Raw genomic sequence first — 18,947 nt, forward strand, 5'->3', positions numbered from 1 at the left:
ACCTTTGAAGTGCACCATTAGATGTTGCATTGTGTCCGTTTCCTGTAGCATCTCTAAAGGAAGTGCCATCTCCTTCATCCATCGGCCAAAGGGCAATCAAATTAGGATTCTTAGGATTAACTTCAAAATACATATTGTTTGCGATCTCCGATTCTGTACGAGCTACTTTCCATAGGCGAACCTGACTCATAGCACAATTATTACGGAAATAGCTACCACTATCCACTATTTTCATAAAATCAAAGCGTACGCTTCCACCTTTCGGTACAGGAGGATCAAAGAAGGTATCTTGTTTTCCATTCCTATAAATGGTAAGTGTTGTTCCATTATAAACGAAAGCCCAATGATACCAAGTGTTTGCTTCCAAATCACTGGCTGTTTGTTTTTGACCTCCCAAAGACTTTATCTGTAGATAATTGTAAGGCCTATTGGCATCTCCAAAACGGATATAGATTTCATGATCATTACTTCCGGAAGTGAAAATAGCCTGATTATTTATACTATAACCATCCATACGTACCCATGCTTCCAATGTCCATGCATCTACTGTAATTCCCCAATCCGTTTCAGGAAGTGTTGTTACATTTCCGGCATTACCACGTAATACAGGAACAGAAACATTCAAAGGCTTAGCTAATACATAAATAAATTTACTTTGAGCTTTTGATTTTACAATATTACCTTTTATAACATTTCCTAATGTAAGAGGAATGGCATAAGTAATACCATTAGTCACAAAATCATCCACATGAAGTCGATAATTAGCACTAATTTCACCTGCCGGAATTATCACTGTCGCATTCTTTGGAAGCATATCGGCTGGCAAGACTTCATATTCCGTACCGCTAGTTGCATTGTATTCAGCCAGTAATTCAGGAGAGAACTGGATTTCCACTTCCACATCTTCCATAACTTTTTGAGCTAAACGCACAACAACGTTAATGTCTGCACCATCATCCATGGTAACAGTAGTAGCATTGTTTGTACCAGCCGCATCTGTTATGTAAAGGCTGTTTGACTGTGCCTTGTATTCTGCATTCTCACATCCTATAAGAAAGAATGCTGACAATGCAATCATAAGACTTGATAAATAGATATATTTCATAATTTTCATTCTTATAAAATTCGTTTAATCATTATTCTTCGTTGGCAGCATTCATGCGATCATAGAAATTCCTATATATGTTTGTAATTCCCTGACGCAAGAAATAATATTCCGGTGAACCATCATAATCGCCCTTACCTTGTGCATAGTCAAAGCCTACACGATAAAGACCACATCCACCAATTAACTGGTCTATTTCATAAGGTTTTCCATTAACAGTATAAGTATTTTTATATACGTAGTTTGACATACCTAGGAATCCTCCTCCAGTATTAGCATACGATTCAAAATTCTCGGTAGCTATGGTTCTACGGACAATTTCATCCGGAGTAATAATCCCCTGTTGTATCCAATCATCCATATCACGCAACACGCCTGTCATTCTATAATCTGCCATTCCACCATAAGCTTGCAATACAAAATAGTCTACATAGTATGAAAGCCATTCTTTATCCATACCTGTTCGGATTCCAACCTCACCGTCAATCAAGAAAAGAAGGCGTTTCTCTGGCATAGGGCGATCTCCACGATCGCGGTTAGGATCCATAGCACCATGTCCAAACCAGTAGGAAAGTTCCTCGACAAAAATAGTTCTCTGTACTTTATTTGACCAAAGCGGACCAACTCCCATTCCACCACCAGGCTCATAATCCCAGTCATAACCATCATATCCACATTCAAGACAAGCTTTATAAATATCCTCTGCATAGGCTTTAATTGCAGGCCTCACCTTTTCCGGATCACTACTGGTTCCAGCTTCGTGATAAATTTCTTTATCCGGAAGGTCGTCGCCTACATTTTGAGAAAATAAGGTAACAACAACCTTTGTGCCTTTCACTTTTTGTACATATTCCATATCAGCCTTTCGCTCCGAAGTTAATTCAAATTTCGGATGCCCACCCCAGTTGGAAGCAATGGTTACAGAATCAGGCAGACCTCTCAAGCTATTTTCACCAGTAGGAGAAGTTCCTGTCCAATTGTCGAACCAAACGAACACTTGTGGAAGTCCCGGTGTTTCTTTCCACTTGCGCAAAGCAGCATAATATTCATCAGTTTTAATTGTTTGATTCAAATCAACATCATTAATAGATTCCACATCCGTACATCCAACGAAGAATATAGCGGCAAATACAAATCCGAATGCATTTTTTATATGCTTTATATTCATATTCTATATTTTATCAGGTTAAAATTTAATTCTTTTTCGCCCACCACAAATCTGTAGCTCCGGTGTCCGGACCACCTAACATAGTTGCAATAGCTGCTTCTACATTGGCTGAGTTACTAGATTTTTCCGTTGTAGGATATGGTAAACGACGTACCATACGTTTACTATCAATATCACCGATATAACCAACAGAGCTTAGATTATCTCGCGCCGTAAACAATTCAGGATAACCAGTTCGGCGATAATCACACCACGCTTCGATTCCCAATGGATAGTTGGCAATCCATTTTTGAGTAATAATCTTCTGAAGTTTATTACTTCCGTTTTCCCATGCAACAGTAGGAACATCAGTAAATGAAATATTATTTTGAGAGTTCCATCGATCTGTATACCCTTGAGGAACAACTGTACTTGAAAGATAATCACCAATCTCTACGCCATATTGATTCATTGAAATTTGAATACCTTGTTCATAGTAACTCTTAGCTGCCGCTGTTCCACCTGCAATCCATCCTTGTAAAGCCGCTTCAGCTTTTAAGAAATAAGTCTCTGCCGCATAAAAAACTGGCATAGGAAAAGCATCTGTTACAGCTGGTTTAGAGTACCTTGCAGCACTACCTTCAACGCTTTTACTTGTATCTTTAATACCCATACGTACACCACGATACTCTCTATACGAAGTCGAGGTATTCATATATTTGCTGATACGTGGATCATTATATCCATTCATGTATGCAGAAAGTGTTGCATTGATAGCTAAATCACCCCAATCTGAAGCAATCCAAAATGGGTTATATGGCATAGATGGAAAAAAGGCATTATCATCATTAGATTCTATTACTCCGCCATCAATCGCTTCCGCCATCATTTGTTTGGCATATTCTGTATCTTCAGTATTAGAAGCGATACGTACGGCCATACGAAGTTTTAATGAGTTAGCGTATTTGATCCATTTGCTAAAATCACCATTATATATGATATCATATTCGGCAACAGGTACTTCTTTTCCTTCATTTTCCTGAACAAATGCCGAAAGTACATTGATACTACGTGTCAAATCATCAAACATATTATGATAGAGTGTTTTCACATCGTCATATGCCACTTGGAATTCTCCTTTTCCCATTTCAGAGTAAGGGATAGGACCATAAATATCAGCTACACGAAGCATAACACCGACCCGCAGAATAGATGCCCACGCATAAATATATCCGGTACCTCCTGTAGATTCTTTTATTGTCTGGAAATTCGGATAAAACTCTGTAAACATATCTTTATAAGGAACATCTACCCAGTCAGCACTAGGATTGAATGTTCCAAAATTAGTACCATTCCAAGGAGCAGTTGTTGCAAAATACCCGCCATACTGCCCTACCATTTGTTCAGTGTGTTGACTGTTATTTTCCTGACAGGCATTCAATAAGCGAGTCATAGCCACAAACAACGTACCGACCCGTTCCGTCGGAGTCATATCTTCGGGATACACGTCTGTTGGATGTGTGTTTAATTCGTCAAAGTTTCCCGTACATGAAGCGAATAGCAGAGTAGTAGTGAAAGCTGCCACGCTTACAGTCTTAATTATATTGAATCTTTTCATCATTCGTTGCTTTATTAGAATTGTACTTTTATACTAAATCCCATGTTTCTCAAGCTAGGTTGCATGAAATAATCCACACCAGTATAGAATGTACTGGTAGATGACGCAACCAATTCAGGATCGAACGGTGCCTTGCAATATATCATGCCCAGATTATTTCCGATTAAACCTAATGTTACATCAGCAATGTTATACAACCACTTTTTAGGGAGTGTATATTCAAGACTAACCTCCTGCAAACGAATATTGGTTGCTTCATATACATAGTGGTCACCTTCACCAGTACCAGCCGCTACTATGCTGAGATAATCCTTAGCGGATACATTTCTGTTATTGATGGTTACTCCTCCAGCCTGACGAAGTTGTGCGCTATATTCGGAAACACCACAACGATCAAGGAAAGCTTGTGTATTAGATACAACCAAACCACCAAAACGTCCGCTTAACAATATATTCAGACGTAAACCTTTATAAGTAAATGAGTTTCTCCATCCTAAATTAACCTTTGGAAGCAATGAACCGATTTTCTTATATTCGGTTTCCACCATACTTGGCAAACCTGTCTTGGCATCCAAATAGATATAACCATTATTATCGCGTTTAAAGTCACGGTTGATATACAGGTCTCCCATAGAACCACCTTCTGTCAGGCGTACTACCGGTGAAGTAGAGCCTCCTAATCTTGCTTTGTCTACATAAGGCATTTCAATCGGTTCCCCCGTAATTCTGTTTGTAACACCATCAGCCAATCTTTTAATTTTATTCTTATTATAAGTAAAAGTAAAATTACTGGACCAACCGAAATCACGCCACTCATTTTTATATCCTAAGGCCATCTCTATACCTTGGTTCTGTACACTACCTGCTTGGATGTTAACAGCCGTATACCCAGAACTTGCCGGAAGAGGCGCAGCGAATGTTTGGTTACGTGTATCAGAGTTGTAATAAGTAATATCAAAATTCAATGTATTCTTGAAGAAACGCATATTCAATCCCGCCTCATAAGATTTAGTAATTTCTGGTTTCAAATCAGAGTTTGGATACAAGGATTCTGCTTTATATTGGTCAAGCTGATCATCATAAACATAACGTACCTTTGTCAAATATGGATCATAGGCATTACCCACCGAAGTGAAAGAAAAACGTGCTTTTAAGAATGAGAACCATTCAGGCAAATCAATAACTTCACTCAAAATGCTTGAAAGACCAATAGAAGGATAGAAAAACGGTTTATTTCCTCTTTCTGAAAGAGCCAGAGAAGAATCCCAGTCAGCACGTCCGGTGAGACTTAAGTAGAGAAAACTTCTCCAGCCTATTTCCGCATTGGCAAAAACTGATTGTGTCTGACGCTTTAAACCATCAGCATTTACTTTATAATAACCACTGCGTGTAAGGTTTTCGATAGTAAAATGATTAGTTACATTGTTCAAGTCTCCATGTAAAGAAGTCAACTCCATACGAAGATCCTTAATAGAAGCACCCAAATTGGCCGTTACATTAAATTCATTGAACGTTTTATTGAAGTTCGCCAATACATCAGCATACACTTGTCTGTCTAGACGGTTTTCTTCTTTATATCGCCCTTTTGGACCGGCAAAATTACCGACCGTACCTGCGTGGAATTTTTCGGTGTATTTACTTTCGGTGTTATCGATGCTCACACGTCCTTGTACATTTAGCCCTTCAATGATATTATATTGTAGACTAGCAGCCAATTTATAACGTCTTCTATCGTTCTCACGATTCATACGATTCATAATCCAATAAGGATTTTGAGACGAAACACCGCCTAAATCACCATATGGCCAATACTGAGTATTTACACCCGACAAATCATCATAACGTTCGTATACAGCTACATCAGAAAAATCTTCGCCACGTGGGAACAAGTACAAAGAAGTAAGCGGGTTAAAATACTGCCCTTGCGATACCATATTCTTATCGTTTTGAATAATATAGTTAGCACTTGTATCCAAAATAAACTTATTATTCAAGAAGTTGGTAGTATTACGGAATGAGAAATTATATCTATCATAGTCATTATTGGGCATAATGCCTGTTGCATTAGTTGTGGCTACAGAGATATAGCTTTGACTCTTATCATTACCTGTAGAGAGAGAAAGTGCATTGGATACATTGCTTCCTGTATTAAAAAAATTTGCAGGATCGTATCTCTTATCAGTTTCTAATCCCCAGCTCATCATTTCACCTGTCATATTACCATAAGTGTTTTGAAACTTAGGCATCATCATAGGATCACTGAATGTGGTATTATTACTATAAGTCACGGTTGTCTTATCAGCACGTCCCTTCTTGGTAGTAATTAATACTACTCCATTAGCTCCTTCATATCCATACAATGCAGCTGCAGAAGGTCCTGTCAACAACGACATGCTCTCAATATCATCCGGATTAATGTCAGCTATTGATTCACTGCTCGGTTGTGTAGCCATAGCTCCATCACCCCCGGAAGAAGCACGATTATACATTGGAATACCATCAATCACATAGAGAGCGTTATTATTCTGCGTAATAGATTTAGCACCTCGCATTACAACCTTTACACCACCGCCTGGACCTGAAGCACTAGAATTAATCTGTACCCCTGCTGCTTTACCAGCCAGTGCTCCCATAAAGTTAGTACTCTTTACAGTTGTAAGTTCATCCCCTTTCACCTGTTGTACATTATACGTCAATGCTTTCTCTGACCGCTTGATACCCAATGCAGTAACAACTACTTCATCCAATACTTGCGTATCTTCTCCTAGGGTAACTTTCATGGGTTGTGCGTTGGTAAGTGTGATTGCTTGGGAGGCATAACCGATATAGGATACTTCAAGTACATCACCTTTAGCTGCTTGTATTTTGAAATTTCCATCCATATCAGTGATAGTACCATTTGAAGTTCCTTTTACCAAAATACTAACTCCAATCAATGGTTCTCCTTTTGAATCAGTAACAGTACCACTTGCAGTAATTGGTGTTTTTTTCTGCTGCTCTTCTTTATTACTCTTCGCAGAAAGTACAATATGATTATCTACTATTGAAAAACTGACATTAACTCCTCTGAATAACTGATTCATTACATTATTCAAAGATTCTTTTGTTACCTTGATAGATATGACACGATTTATATCGACATCATTTGTGTTATAGACTACTGACATTGAAGTTTGTTTCTCAATTTCTTTCAAAGCAGTGTTCAAGGGTACTTTCGATAGATTAAGAGTGATCGTTCGTTTTTGCCCATAAGCTGAAGCAAAACACGAAACCAACAAAAGGAAGAATAACAAGTGTGAGAACTTGTGTTTTATAATTTCTTTCATCTTATTCTTTTTAATTAGAAATAGTTTTTAGAGAGTTTGTAATTAGAAGCGGTAAATGTGATTACCGTTTTCACACAAAGGTTTCATGTATCTCTGTTTATCATAATTAATAAATTTAAAGGTTACACTTAAAATAAATTCCATAAGCGCTTATTCAATAGTAATACATTTTATGTTGTAACCTTACTAAACGAAGATAAGATTTTTTTTATCAAAAAAATAGAATAGGTAGATTTCTAATTGAAAAATAAATACTCAAATATTTGATAAATAGAAGCTTATGCGTTTATTAAAATCAGGCTGATTTATTACATTTGCATACATTTTGCATACAATATATGTATGCTTTACCTATTGTATAGATATAAATATTCATTTTATGTTCAAATATTCAAAAGATGGAATTTCGGTTTTAACCATATTAGATACCAGAAGAGCAAAAAAGAGTGGACAATTTCCTGTTAAAGTTCAAGTGGTATATAGAAGAAAGCAAAAATATTACTCAACTGGGAAAGAATTGTCAAAAGAAGATTGGGCAAGGTTATTAAAAGTAAAAAGCCGGTTATTGGCAGAAATTCGATCAGATATAGAGAGTAGTTTTTCAACTATTAAGCAACAAGTTAACGAACTGATACAAAAAGGAGAATTTAGTATTGAAACATTAAGCGCCAGGTTAGGAAGGCAGATGAATGATATGACTTTGCGCAGTGCTTTTCGCTTAAAAATGAAAGAACTGGAAGCCAATGAACAAGCAAACACTTACTTAAATTATCAAAGTGCTTTAAAAAGTTTAGAAGATTTCGGAGGTTCCACTATACCTTTGGAAAACATTACAATTGATTGGCTTAAACGTTGTGAAAAATTTTGGATATCAGAAGGTAAAAGCTATTCAAGCATAAGTATTTATTTCCGAGCTTTAAAGTGTGTCTTAAATCGTGCTGTACATGATGGTATCATAAAAGAATCATCTTTTCCTTTTGGAAAGAATAAATATGAAATTTCTGAAGGGTGTGGACGTAAATTAGCACTTACTCTTTCTGAAATAAAAAAAGTAATGTCTTATCAATGTGAAACAAAAGATATAGAAGAATTTAGGGATCTCTGGGTGTTTTCTTATTTATGTAATGGCATTAATTTTATGGATTTATTATTTCTTCAGTATTCAAATATTATGGATGGAGAAATATGCTTTGTACGCTCTAAGACATCTCGAACTACCAAACATAACAAAGAGATACATGCAATCATTACTCCTGAAATGTGGAATATTATTCAAAAATGGGGTAATCCAAGATTAAGCCCGCAAACGTATATTTTTAAATATGCTAGAGGATCTGAAGATGCCTTTGAAAAGATTAGATTGGTACGGCGTATTATAACCAAATGTAACAGAAGACTTAAAAAAATAGCCCAAGACATTGGAATTTTTCAGTTGACGACTTACACGGCAAGGCATTCTTTTGCTACAGTATTAAAACGTGGAGGTGCGAAAACCTCATATATTTCTGAAAGCTTGGGACACTCTAACTTATCTGTAACCGAGCACTATTTAGCATACTTTGAAAAAGAGGAAAGAATAAGGAATGCTCAATTATTGACTAACTTTAATCTCTAGATTAATACATTTGCATGCAAATTGTATGTACAATGAAAAATGGACCAATAATTGATATAGGATAAAAGTGAGTATAATATTAAAAAACGCATATTCAGATTACCTATAATTTAGAATATGCATCTTGTTATCAGGAGTGTTTTGAAAACCGCAGGGATTTCCACTTTAGCCAAACGTAATTCAAATAAAAAAGGATAATATTATTGCAAATTATTCTTTTTATCGCCCGCGTAGTGATAGAATAGTATCTAATATTGACAATATTAATCAAATGAAAAGATTCCGTTCTTTGTATTATCGGCACTAACTAGAAGAAAACAACTACTATAAAACAAGTTATTATTATTCTTTAAATGATTTGTTAGGTTCCATTTAAAGAATCAAAATGTTCCACACCGAGAAACGAAGTGATTCTCGGTGTGGAACATTCCTGAGAAAACGTCTTTTATCGAATATTCATACCGCATATATGAATAAAAACAATTTAATTACTGCATATTCATGTGCAATCTTACTAACTTTTTCTTTCATTCATTGATTTTGCTCAATTGTATTTAGCCTGATATCTTAAAAATAGAACATCTAATCTATTTATCTAACAAGAATTGGATCTAGAAAAAGTATATGAAACTGATTTTCTCCCAAACAATCACGCTTGCCAACGCACAACCTATAAAAGTAACTTTAGGAGAAGATACGCAAGTATTGGACGAAGTAGTTGTTACTGCATTGGGTATCAAGCGTGCAACTAAGGCGTTAAGTTATAATGTACAAGAGGTAAAAGGTGACGAATTGACAGCTGTAAAGGACGCCAATTTTATGAATTCACTATCAGGAAAGGTTGCCGGTGTTCAAATTAATAGTGGTGCAACCGGTGCTGGTGGTGCCACACGTGTTGTTATGCGTGGTATGAAATCTCTGACTAAAGATAACAATGCATTGTATGTAATTGATGGTGTACCTATTTTTAATACAGGAAAAAGCGGTGGCGAAGGATTATTTGGAGAGATGGGAGGATCAGATGCTGTTGCTGACTTAAATCCGGATGATATTGCTAGTATTAGTATGATGACCGGTCCTTCTGCGGCAGCACTATATGGTTCTGCTGCGGCAAACGGTGTTGTTTTAATTACTACTAAAAAAGGCCAAACAGAGAAAACTACCATAACAGTATCCAACAGTACTACTTTCTCTAAAGCATATATTATGCCGGATATGCAGAACCGTTATGGTACAAGTTCCGGATTATTCAGCTGGGGAGAATTGACAAACCGTCGATATAACCCATCTGACTTCTTTGAAACAGGATCCAATGTTATCAATTCGGTAGCATTATCTACAGGAAATACCAAAAACCAGACCTATCTTTCTGCTTCTACAACTAACTCCGGTGGAATTCTTCCGAATAACTCCTATAACCGTTATAATTTTACGGCACGTAATACCACCCATTTCCTGAATGATAAACTTACTCTGGATATCGGTGCACAATATATCGTTCAGAACAACAAAAACATGGTTTCTCAAGGACAGTATTATAACCCTCTCCCATCACTGTATCTATTCCCTCGTGGAGACAACTTTGACGAAATTCGTTTGTATGAACGTTATAATACTAACTACGGCTATATGGAACAATATTGGCCTTATGGTGATGCAAGTTTGTCATTACAAAATCCATATTGGATACAAAATCGCATCAACCGTACTTCCAACAAGAAACGTTATATGATGAACGCTTCTTTGAAATGGCAGGCTACAGATTGGCTCAATGTTGTCGGTCGCGTCAATCTGGACAATTCCGACTACCGGAATAAAAACGAAAAATCAGCTTCTACATTAACAACATTCTGTGGTGTAAGTGGTGGTTTTGAAGATGCCATGCGTCAGGAACGTTCTTTATATGCCGATTTCCTGGCTAATATAGATAAAACATTTGGTGATTTTCATTTAACAGCCAATGTTGGTGCTTCCATATATCATACTTCAATGGATCAGTTATATATTGCAGGTGACCTGGTTATCCCCAACTTCTTCCAGATCAACAATATTAATTTCTCTGCCAACTATAAACCGGATCCTACCGGATATGAAGATGAAATTCAAAGTATTTTTGCCAGTGCTGAATTAAGTTGGAAAAATCAACTGTATCTAACTGTAACCGGACGTAATGACTGGGATTCAAAACTCGCATTCTCCAAACAAAAATCGTTCTTTTATCCGTCAGTCGGTTTATCGGCTTTATTATCAGAAATGGTTAAACTACCAGAGGTGATTTCTTATGCTAAAATACGCGGTTCGTATACAGTGGTAGCCTCTTCTTTCGATCGTTTCCTTACTAATCCGGGGTACGAATACAACAGCCAGACACATAACTGGGCGAATCCGACCGTATATCCGATGGACAATATGAAACCTGAAAAGACTAAATCCTGGGAAATCGGTTTGAACTTGAAATTCTGGGGAAATCGTTTTAATTTAGACGCTACTTACTATCGTTCTAACACACTGAACCAAACATTTAAGGTAGATATCCCCTCTTCTTCCGGATATAAACAAGCGATTGTACAAGCTGGTAACGTGCAAAATCAGGGTATTGAATTAGCTTTAGGATTCAGTGATAAATGGGCAGGATTCGGATGGTCTTCTAATGCAACCTTCACTCTAAACCGTAACAAGGTGAAACGACTGGCAAGCGGTAGCGTGAATCCCGTGACAGGAGAAGCTATCCAAATGGATGAAATGAATGTGGGTTGGTTAGGTAAAGAGAATGTAGCTCCTCGCGTCATCCTGACAGAAGGAGGTTCCATGACTGATATCTATGTATACAACCAACTGACAAAAGACAATAACGGTAATATAAAAGTCGATCAGAATGGTAATCTGGGTATCACTTCATCAAACACTCCGGTAAAAGTAGGTAATCTGGATGCTGATTTCAATCTCGGATGGACCAATCATTTCACTTATAAAGGAATTGATTTAGGAGTTGTATTATCAGCCCGTGTAGGCGGATTAGCTTATTCGGCTACTCAAGGTATTTTAGATTATTATGGAGTATCCGAAACATCTGCAACGGTTCGTGATAATGGTGGTATACCTATTAATAACGGCAAAGTTAACGCCCAAAAGTATTACCAGACTATTGGTACGGGTGAAGGTGGCTACGGTCGTTATTATCTATATAGTGCAACCAATGTACGTTTGCAGGAATTAAGTCTAAACTATACACTTCCTAAAAGATGGTTTAAAAATGTGGCGAATGTTACTTTGGGTATTGTAGGACGTAATTTATGGATGATTTATTGTAAAGCCCCATTCGACCCGGAATTGTCTGCCTCTACCTCCAGTAACTATTATATGAATGTAGACTACTTTATGCAACCTAGCTTGCGTAACTTCGGTTTTAATGTGAAAGTTCAATTCTAAAAGAAAAAGCTAATGTTATGAGAAAATATTTAAGAAATATCACAGTCGGTGCCGCTCTGTTGTTACTGGCAGGAAATTGTACCGATAAATTTGAGGAGTATAATACGAATCAATATCAAATTCATGATGCAGACCCTGCGACTTTGATGAAGTCTATGATTGAAACAATTGTGAATATTCAACAGAATGACTCTCAAATGCAAGATCAGATGGTGGGACAGCTGGGCGGCTATCTATGCTGTTCTAACACATGGAGTGGTACAAACTTCAGCACATTCAATCAGAGTGATGCCTGGAATGCTACCCCCTGGAACACTCCGTTTGAAAAAATATATGGAAACTTTTTCCAAATACAGGAAGCAACTAATTCTACGGGACATTATTATGCTTTTGCGTGTATGATACGTGCAATAACGATGCTTCGTGTAGCAGACTGTTATGGACCGATGCCTTATAGTCAAGTAAAGAAAGGTAATTTTTATGTTTCTTATGATACTCAGGAACAAGTTTATGCAAATATATTAAGTGATTTAGCTAATGCTGCTGACGTTCTTTATAATTATTATGTAGAGACTAATGGTAACGCACCATTAGGTGCCAATGACCCGGTTTTCGATGGAGATTATTCAGGTTGGGCTAAGCTAGCCAATTCAATGCGTTTACGTGTTGCTATGCGAATCAGCGGAACATGGCCTGGCATTGCTCAAGAGGCAGCTGAAGCAGCAGTAACACATAAAGCAGGATTGATTGAAAGTAATTCGGATAATGCTATGCTTTCTTGTGGCACACAGAGTAATCCATATCAACTGGCAGCTGTAAGTTGGGGTGATCTGCGTGTGAATGCAAATATTGTAGATTATATGAATGCATATGGCGATCCACGTATGCCGAAGTTCTTTAATAAGTCTACCCTTGCCGGGAAAACAGATAAATATGTAGGTATGCGTACTGGAGATGCCGATTTTAAAAAGGCAGATGCAGCAGGATTCTCTATTCCTGCATATACGGCAACTTCTAAATTAATGGTTTTCTGTGCTGCAGAGACAGCGTTTTTACGTGCAGAAGGAAAATTGCGTGGTTGGAATGTCGGTTCTAAAACAGCAAAAGCCTATTATGAAGATGGTATTAATTTGTCAATGGAACAATATCAGGTTTCAGCCACTGAATACATGAAGATTGACGAAGCTCCTGTCGTATCACATGAAAGTGATGCTGTGCAAAATGCTACTGCTACAATTACCAATACAGTGAGTGTGATGTGGGATGACAGTGAGGCTGACAACGTAAATGGAAAAAATTTCCAACGTGTCATTACTCAAAAATGGATCGCCAATTATCCATTAGGATTGGAAGCATGGGCTGAATATCGCCGTACAGGTTATCCGGAACTTTATCCTTGTATCGACAATCTATCAGATTGTGGTGTGAGCAGCCAACGCGGTATGCGTCGTCTAAGTTTCCCTTATACAGAGGCACAAAACAATAAAGCCAATTATGATCTGGGAGTAGCAGAACTAGGCGGTGCTGATAACGAAGCTACTGACTTAAAGTGGGCTAAAAAGAACTAATTTATATAATGCATAAAAAGGACTTTTATGAAGAAAATTTATTTATTATACATTGTACTCATATCACTGGCAACGACCTCATTGATCGGTTGCAGTGACTGGACGGAGTCAGAAGCAAAAACTTTTCCCGAATCGATCGTATCGGATGAATATTATGCGGCCTTGCGTGCCTATAAACAGACAGATCACCAAGTTGCATTTGGTTGGTTTGGTGGCTGGAGTGGTGAAGGTGCCTATATGAAAAGTTCTTTAGCCGGTATTCCTGATAGTGTAGATATTGTTTCTATTTGGGGAAATTGGTCGAACATTACAGAAGCTCAAAAAAAAGATCTGGAATTTTGCCAACAAGTTAAAGGTACTCGTTTTACCATGTGTTTTATTATCAGAAGTGTAGGCGATCAAATTACTCCGCAGAATATTCGTGAAAATTGGGAAAATATGGGATTTTCATCCGAAAAAGAAGCTGTGAATGATTTTTGGGGATGGCCTTCCGATGAATCAAATAAGGAAGCAATAGAAGCATCCATTCGCAAATATGCAAGCGCCATTGCCGATACAGTAAACAAATATGGTTACGACGGCTTTGATATCGATTATGAACCTAATTTTGGCAACCCCGGTAATATCGTAGACGAAGACGATAGAATGTTTGCATTTGTTGATGAACTAGGCAAATATTTCGGTCCGAAATCAGGAACTGGCAAATTATTAGTTATCGATGGCGAACCACAGAGCATAACAGGTAGACCTGAAGTCGGGTTATATTTTGACTATTTTATCATTCAGGCTTACAATAATAGTAGTCCTGGCAGTGATTCTAAACTCGATAAACGTCTTATCACAGGCGGCGTAGCAGGTGCAGGACTTGTTCAGACGTATAGCAGTGTCATGTCTGAAGAACAAATCACGAAGATGACCATCATGACCGAGAATTTCGAGGCTACCGATGCTGCTATGGACGGTGGATATGATTACACTGATCGTTATGGTAACAAAATGAAATCTCTCGAAGGAATGGCACGCTGGCAACCAAGTAACGGATTCCGTAAAGGTGGTGCAGGAACCTATCATATGGAAGCAGAGTATGGAACTTCACCAGAATATAAAAATATACGCCGTGCTATTCAAATTATGAACCCGTCATCACATTCATTACTTAAAAATTAATGTAAACTATGAAACGTATGAATTATATAAAAATTTTATGCTTCTCCGCAGTCATAACAGGCTTAGGAAGTATAGTAAGTTGTGGAGATGCAAAATACGATACTTTAGATACACATGCTTATATTGAAGAAGCTCTTTCCAGTACAAGTCAAAAAGTGACCGTACAGGCTACTGGAGAAAGTTTTACTACCCTAAATGTGCATCTAAGTAATCTTTCTTCTACAGACAATCATTATAAATTGGTTACAGATCAATCAGTACTGGACACTTATAACCATATTAATGGAACCGGATATATAATGTTGCCCAAAGATTATTATACGTTGCCGGAAACGATTACTGTAAAAGCAGGACAATATGCAGCCGATGCCCTCTCCATCGCTTTGAAAGCTTTCAGTCAGGAAATGATGAAATCGGGAGAATCATATGCACTGCCTGTAAAACTAGTATCGCAAGATGGAAGTATTTCACCGATGGAAAATACCGGAACCTTTGTTATCTTGGCAGAAAGTATTATCGAATTTTCAGCTCCAATGTTTGTTGGCGCTCCTAGTTTAAAAGCTAATAAATTCACAGAATCTCCCGAAACGTATTCACAATATACGATAGAGGTTCGTTTTCAGGTAGCCAACACAGCTGACCGTGACCGTGCAGTATTTAAGAACGGAGGAGATGATGCAAACTTCATCCTTTTACGTTTTGAGGATCCTCAAAGTGACAATGAAAATTATAAGGCACATTCATTAGTACAGATTGTAGGACGTAACCGGCTTTATTTGAATCCAAGTAATTCTTTCAAGCCAAACGAATGGCAACATTTAGCATTGGTCTGTGATGGTTCCAACTATCGACTTTACATAAACGGAGTTGATTCGGGTGTGTTGAGTATACCAACAGGAGCAACAACTTTCTCTGATGTAAATTGGTTCTGCTTAGGTGATGATTCTTATAGTAGATGGGGAAACTGTAAAATTTTGATGAGTGAAGCACGTATTTGGTCCGTAGTTCGTTCCGCTTCTCAAATTCAGAATAACATGACGCAAGTTAGCCCTAAATCTGTAGGTTTGGAAGCTTATTGGCGATTCAATGAAGGACAAGGTAATGTGTTCGAAGATGCAACCGGTAAAGGTCATACTTTGACAACTTCTGCTACTCCTACCTGGATTGACGGTATTTTATCTACAGATAAGGCTACTGAATGGAAATAGTAAAAATTAAATTGTATATGTATATGAAAAATATATTTCAATCACTATCAATAGCAACTCTACTCGGCTTGTTTGTCCCATTCATTTCGTCCTGTAGTGATGATGAAGAAGTTTTTAACGAGTGGAATGCTACGTATGTGTCTCTACAGAGAAATGACTATTTATCGGGGAATGTAAAAAAGTTCAATCTGACTCATGATGCGAATGGAATCGGAGGAGATGAAATTAAGATGGCTTTTACTGTAAAAACACAGAAAGCAGTCTCTACAGATATGGTTATCGCATTAAGTGCAAAAAGTGAAACAGAAGGGCTTGATGCAAGCCAGATCGTTTTAAGTTCCTCACAGGTTACTCTCAAAGAAGGACAGATGACTTCTGAAGAAATCACTGCAACGGTCGATCCAACGATATTCGCCAGTATCATGGAAAAAACAAGTTTCTCTTTCAGTGTATCAATCAGTAATGTAACTACCAATGATAAGAACACTGTCATTAGCAGTAATTTAAGTATCTTACCTGTCATCATTAATAAAGCTGCCTACTGTAATCTAAAAAGTGGTACTCCTAGCAATAGCCAACTTATCAGTAATCGTGCAGGTTGGATTGTTAATGTGGAAGAAGGAGTAGACGGCGCACCTAATAATTTAATTGATGGCAAGACTGGAACTGACGTTGCTCTAAATAATAAAGGCTTCTGGTTCACCGTTGATTTAGGAGAAACTAAGGTTTTAACAGGCATCAAAACGAATCACTGGGGAAATGCATATGCTCCTAGAGAAGTGGAAATATTACAGTCTGAAAATGGTATGACATGGAAATCATTAAGTTCATTAGCAATACCCGGTAGTAGTACACAAAACATCACGTTCATCTCTCCTATTACTACGCGATATCTAAAATATCAGATTATCACTATCTCTACAAACGGTCGTACGGATGTTACAGAATTTAATGTTTACGAACCCAAAAGTGAATAAACATAATGAATAGGTAACATAGAAATGATAAAATAGAGGGTAATCCAATGGATTACCCTCTATTTTAGAAACATACTTCACAAACATACTTCCAGACTATCAATCTATCTCCCAAAAGAATACTCCAGATCTCTACTTGTTAGTTCATCTTCGTACATCTTTCTTATGACTTATGGTTTTGAATTAAATTTCTCCTACTGAATCTTTACGCTATCATCCGGTTTCAGCCGTTTCAGTCTTGTTCGTAAACGCCTTGATAAAGAGCGACATTGACATGTCGGGTTAAAGTCGTCGACATGCCGGGTTAGTAAATCAGAGTCTCTATTCGCATAAAACGAAGGCCATGTTTCACTCAAACAGCGGCTCTATTGAAGGTAAATAGAGACTCTAAAAAAGAGACTATTTACATCTCCTTTTTGTTTTCAGGTTCGCGTTCAGCCAAAAGCACCGATGAAAAGGAACTTTTTAAGTAGACTGAAAGCTGAATGCGGTTTTTAACTAATTCTATTTAGATGGGCTCATCACGGTGAAGTTTGTTCAAAACTGCACCAAAACAAAATTTTCGATCAAACACTTGTTTCTCTAATGATCTAAGAAAGCCATAAAGGAAAGGGGGATTCTTAATGAGTTAAGAATCCCCCTGTAAAAAGACTTATGTTTATATCTTATTTCTTCATCACCCGAATAATCCGTCCGTCTTTCTTATAAGAAAAATGATTTGTATGCATCAAAACATTCAATATTTCATCAGCAGTGCTATCAGTAGAGAATTCACCGGTAAACCGTTCTGATTTCAAAGCATCATCCTTATAGATAAATTTAATATCATACAACTTCTCCATAATATTGGTTATTTCCAATAAAGAATGTTGTTTGAATTCCAACTTACCTTTCATCCACAGGAGCACATCCGTAGGCTGGTTATATTCAATCAACTCTGCCTGATAAGTATCCGTATTCACATTCAATGTCTGTCCCGGTTTCAGTAAATAGCCATTCTCTTCCGTTCGTGGAGAATCCACCCGCACCAAACCTTGAAGCAAGGTAGTCACTACCCTATTCTCTTCTTCACGCGCACGCACATTAAATTTCGTACCAAGCACACAAGTCTTGATTTGTTTACTGTTTACGATAAATGGAGCATGTTTATCATGGGAAACCTCGAAATAAGCTTCACCCGACAAATCGATTTGGCGATCCGAACTCCAGAAAGAATTATGATAAACTAATTTAGAAGATGCATTCAGCCATACCCTACTACCATCCGGCAGTACAGTCTGTGCTCTCTGTCCGGCAGCAGTTATCACCTCATAATCTGAAAGTTTATCGGAAAGTAATCCCCAGGCAATTCCACCGGCAAAAACAAGTCCGGTAAGAAAAGCAGCAGCCACAGTAGCATAACGCCCCCAACGGATTGAGATATTTTTCTGTTTAGTATTTCTCTCCTTTTCTCTGATAGCCGACTTAAATTTATCTAATGACGCCTCTGTATCTACAGCATTCATCACCGCTATACGTTCACCTACAAAAAGAGTATAATAAAGTTGCTCTAAAGTTTTCCGATTCCCCGGTTCTTCCTCGCACCAAGTTTCCACCCGGGCAGCTTCTTCATCATTACATTCACCCTGCAGATAATTCAACAAGATAGTTTCATCCATGCTCATTTGACCTTTTACAATAAAAAAACTATAAAACCTTTGTAGTAATACAGTTGTGAGTACAAATATACTAAACGAAAAAAGAAAAAAATATTTTTTCTCGCATTTTTATTTCATTTATCTACTTCT

Annotated in this window: 11 protein-coding genes; 6 read left to right on the plus strand and 5 right to left on the minus strand. The window is 37.5% G+C overall.

The annotated features are described in order from the left end of the window. The 4 genes from KFO40_RS18565 to KFO40_RS18580 form a co-directional block, all read right to left on the minus strand. On the minus strand, window positions 1–1,105 hold a 1,105-nt coding region (locus tag KFO40_RS18565; protein WP_211146692.1), incomplete at its 3' end, for a DUF1735 and LamG domain-containing protein. Between the two features lie 31 nt (window positions 1,106–1,136). After that, window positions 1,137–2,273 (minus strand): glycoside hydrolase family 18, encoded by a 1,137-nt coding sequence (locus KFO40_RS18570; protein ID WP_128859217.1) that lies wholly within the window; start codon window positions 2,271–2,273, stop codon window positions 1,137–1,139. A gap of 25 nt (window positions 2,274–2,298) precedes the next feature. Next, window positions 2,299–3,873, minus strand: a complete 1,575-nt coding sequence (locus tag KFO40_RS18575; RefSeq protein ID WP_248005604.1) for a SusD/RagB family nutrient-binding outer membrane lipoprotein — start codon at window positions 3,871–3,873, stop codon at window positions 2,299–2,301. Between the two features lie 11 nt (window positions 3,874–3,884). Next, window positions 3,885–7,196: a TonB-dependent receptor gene (locus KFO40_RS18580; RefSeq protein WP_151923314.1), complete on the minus strand. Its 3,312-nt coding sequence runs from the start codon at window positions 7,194–7,196 to the stop codon at window positions 3,885–3,887. Window positions 7,197–7,575: 379 nt separating this feature from the next. On the opposite strand from KFO40_RS18580, the gene KFO40_RS18585 reads away from it, so the two are divergent. The 6 genes from KFO40_RS18585 (at window position 7,576) to KFO40_RS18610 (ending at window position 17,160) form a co-directional block, all read left to right on the plus strand. After that, window positions 7,576–8,811: a site-specific integrase gene (locus KFO40_RS18585; RefSeq protein ID WP_049702915.1), complete on the plus strand. Its 1,236-nt coding sequence runs from the start codon at window positions 7,576–7,578 to the stop codon at window positions 8,809–8,811. 624 nt (window positions 8,812–9,435) lie between these two features. Next, window positions 9,436–12,240, plus strand: coding sequence for a SusC/RagA family TonB-linked outer membrane protein (locus tag KFO40_RS18590; protein ID WP_128859708.1), 2,805 nt, complete (start codon window positions 9,436–9,438; stop codon window positions 12,238–12,240). A 17-nt stretch (window positions 12,241–12,257) separates the two neighbouring features. Continuing rightward, complete coding sequence (locus KFO40_RS18595) at window positions 12,258–13,808, plus strand: SusD/RagB family nutrient-binding outer membrane lipoprotein (RefSeq protein WP_128859709.1); 1,551 nt, start codon at window positions 12,258–12,260, stop codon at window positions 13,806–13,808. 27 nt (window positions 13,809–13,835) lie between these two features. Continuing rightward, window positions 13,836–14,975 (plus strand): glycoside hydrolase family 18, encoded by a 1,140-nt coding sequence (locus tag KFO40_RS18600; protein ID WP_004313624.1) that lies wholly within the window; start codon window positions 13,836–13,838, stop codon window positions 14,973–14,975. Between the two features lie 8 nt (window positions 14,976–14,983). Continuing rightward, window positions 14,984–16,183 carry a DUF1735 and LamG domain-containing protein gene (locus KFO40_RS18605; protein ID WP_004313623.1) on the plus strand — a complete coding sequence of 400 codons (1,200 nt, stop codon included), beginning with the start codon at window positions 14,984–14,986 and terminating at the stop codon, window positions 16,181–16,183. 23 nt (window positions 16,184–16,206) lie between these two features. Beyond that, window positions 16,207–17,160, plus strand: a complete 954-nt coding sequence (locus KFO40_RS18610; RefSeq protein ID WP_008770989.1) for a DUF4999 domain-containing protein — start codon at window positions 16,207–16,209, stop codon at window positions 17,158–17,160. Window positions 17,161–17,825: 665 nt separating this feature from the next. Here the strand turns inward: KFO40_RS18610 and KFO40_RS18615 are convergent. Further along, the gene (locus KFO40_RS18615; protein ID WP_008022195.1) at window positions 17,826–18,818 is read right to left on the minus strand and encodes a FecR family protein; all 993 of its coding nucleotides are present in this window, start codon (window positions 18,816–18,818) and stop codon (window positions 17,826–17,828) included. Window positions 18,819–18,947: the final 129 nt, after the last annotated feature.

This window comes from Bacteroides sp. 1001302B_160321_D4 (assembly GCF_015667765.1).
GTDB classification, from domain to species: Bacteria; Bacteroidota; Bacteroidia; order Bacteroidales; family Bacteroidaceae; genus Bacteroides; species Bacteroides xylanisolvens.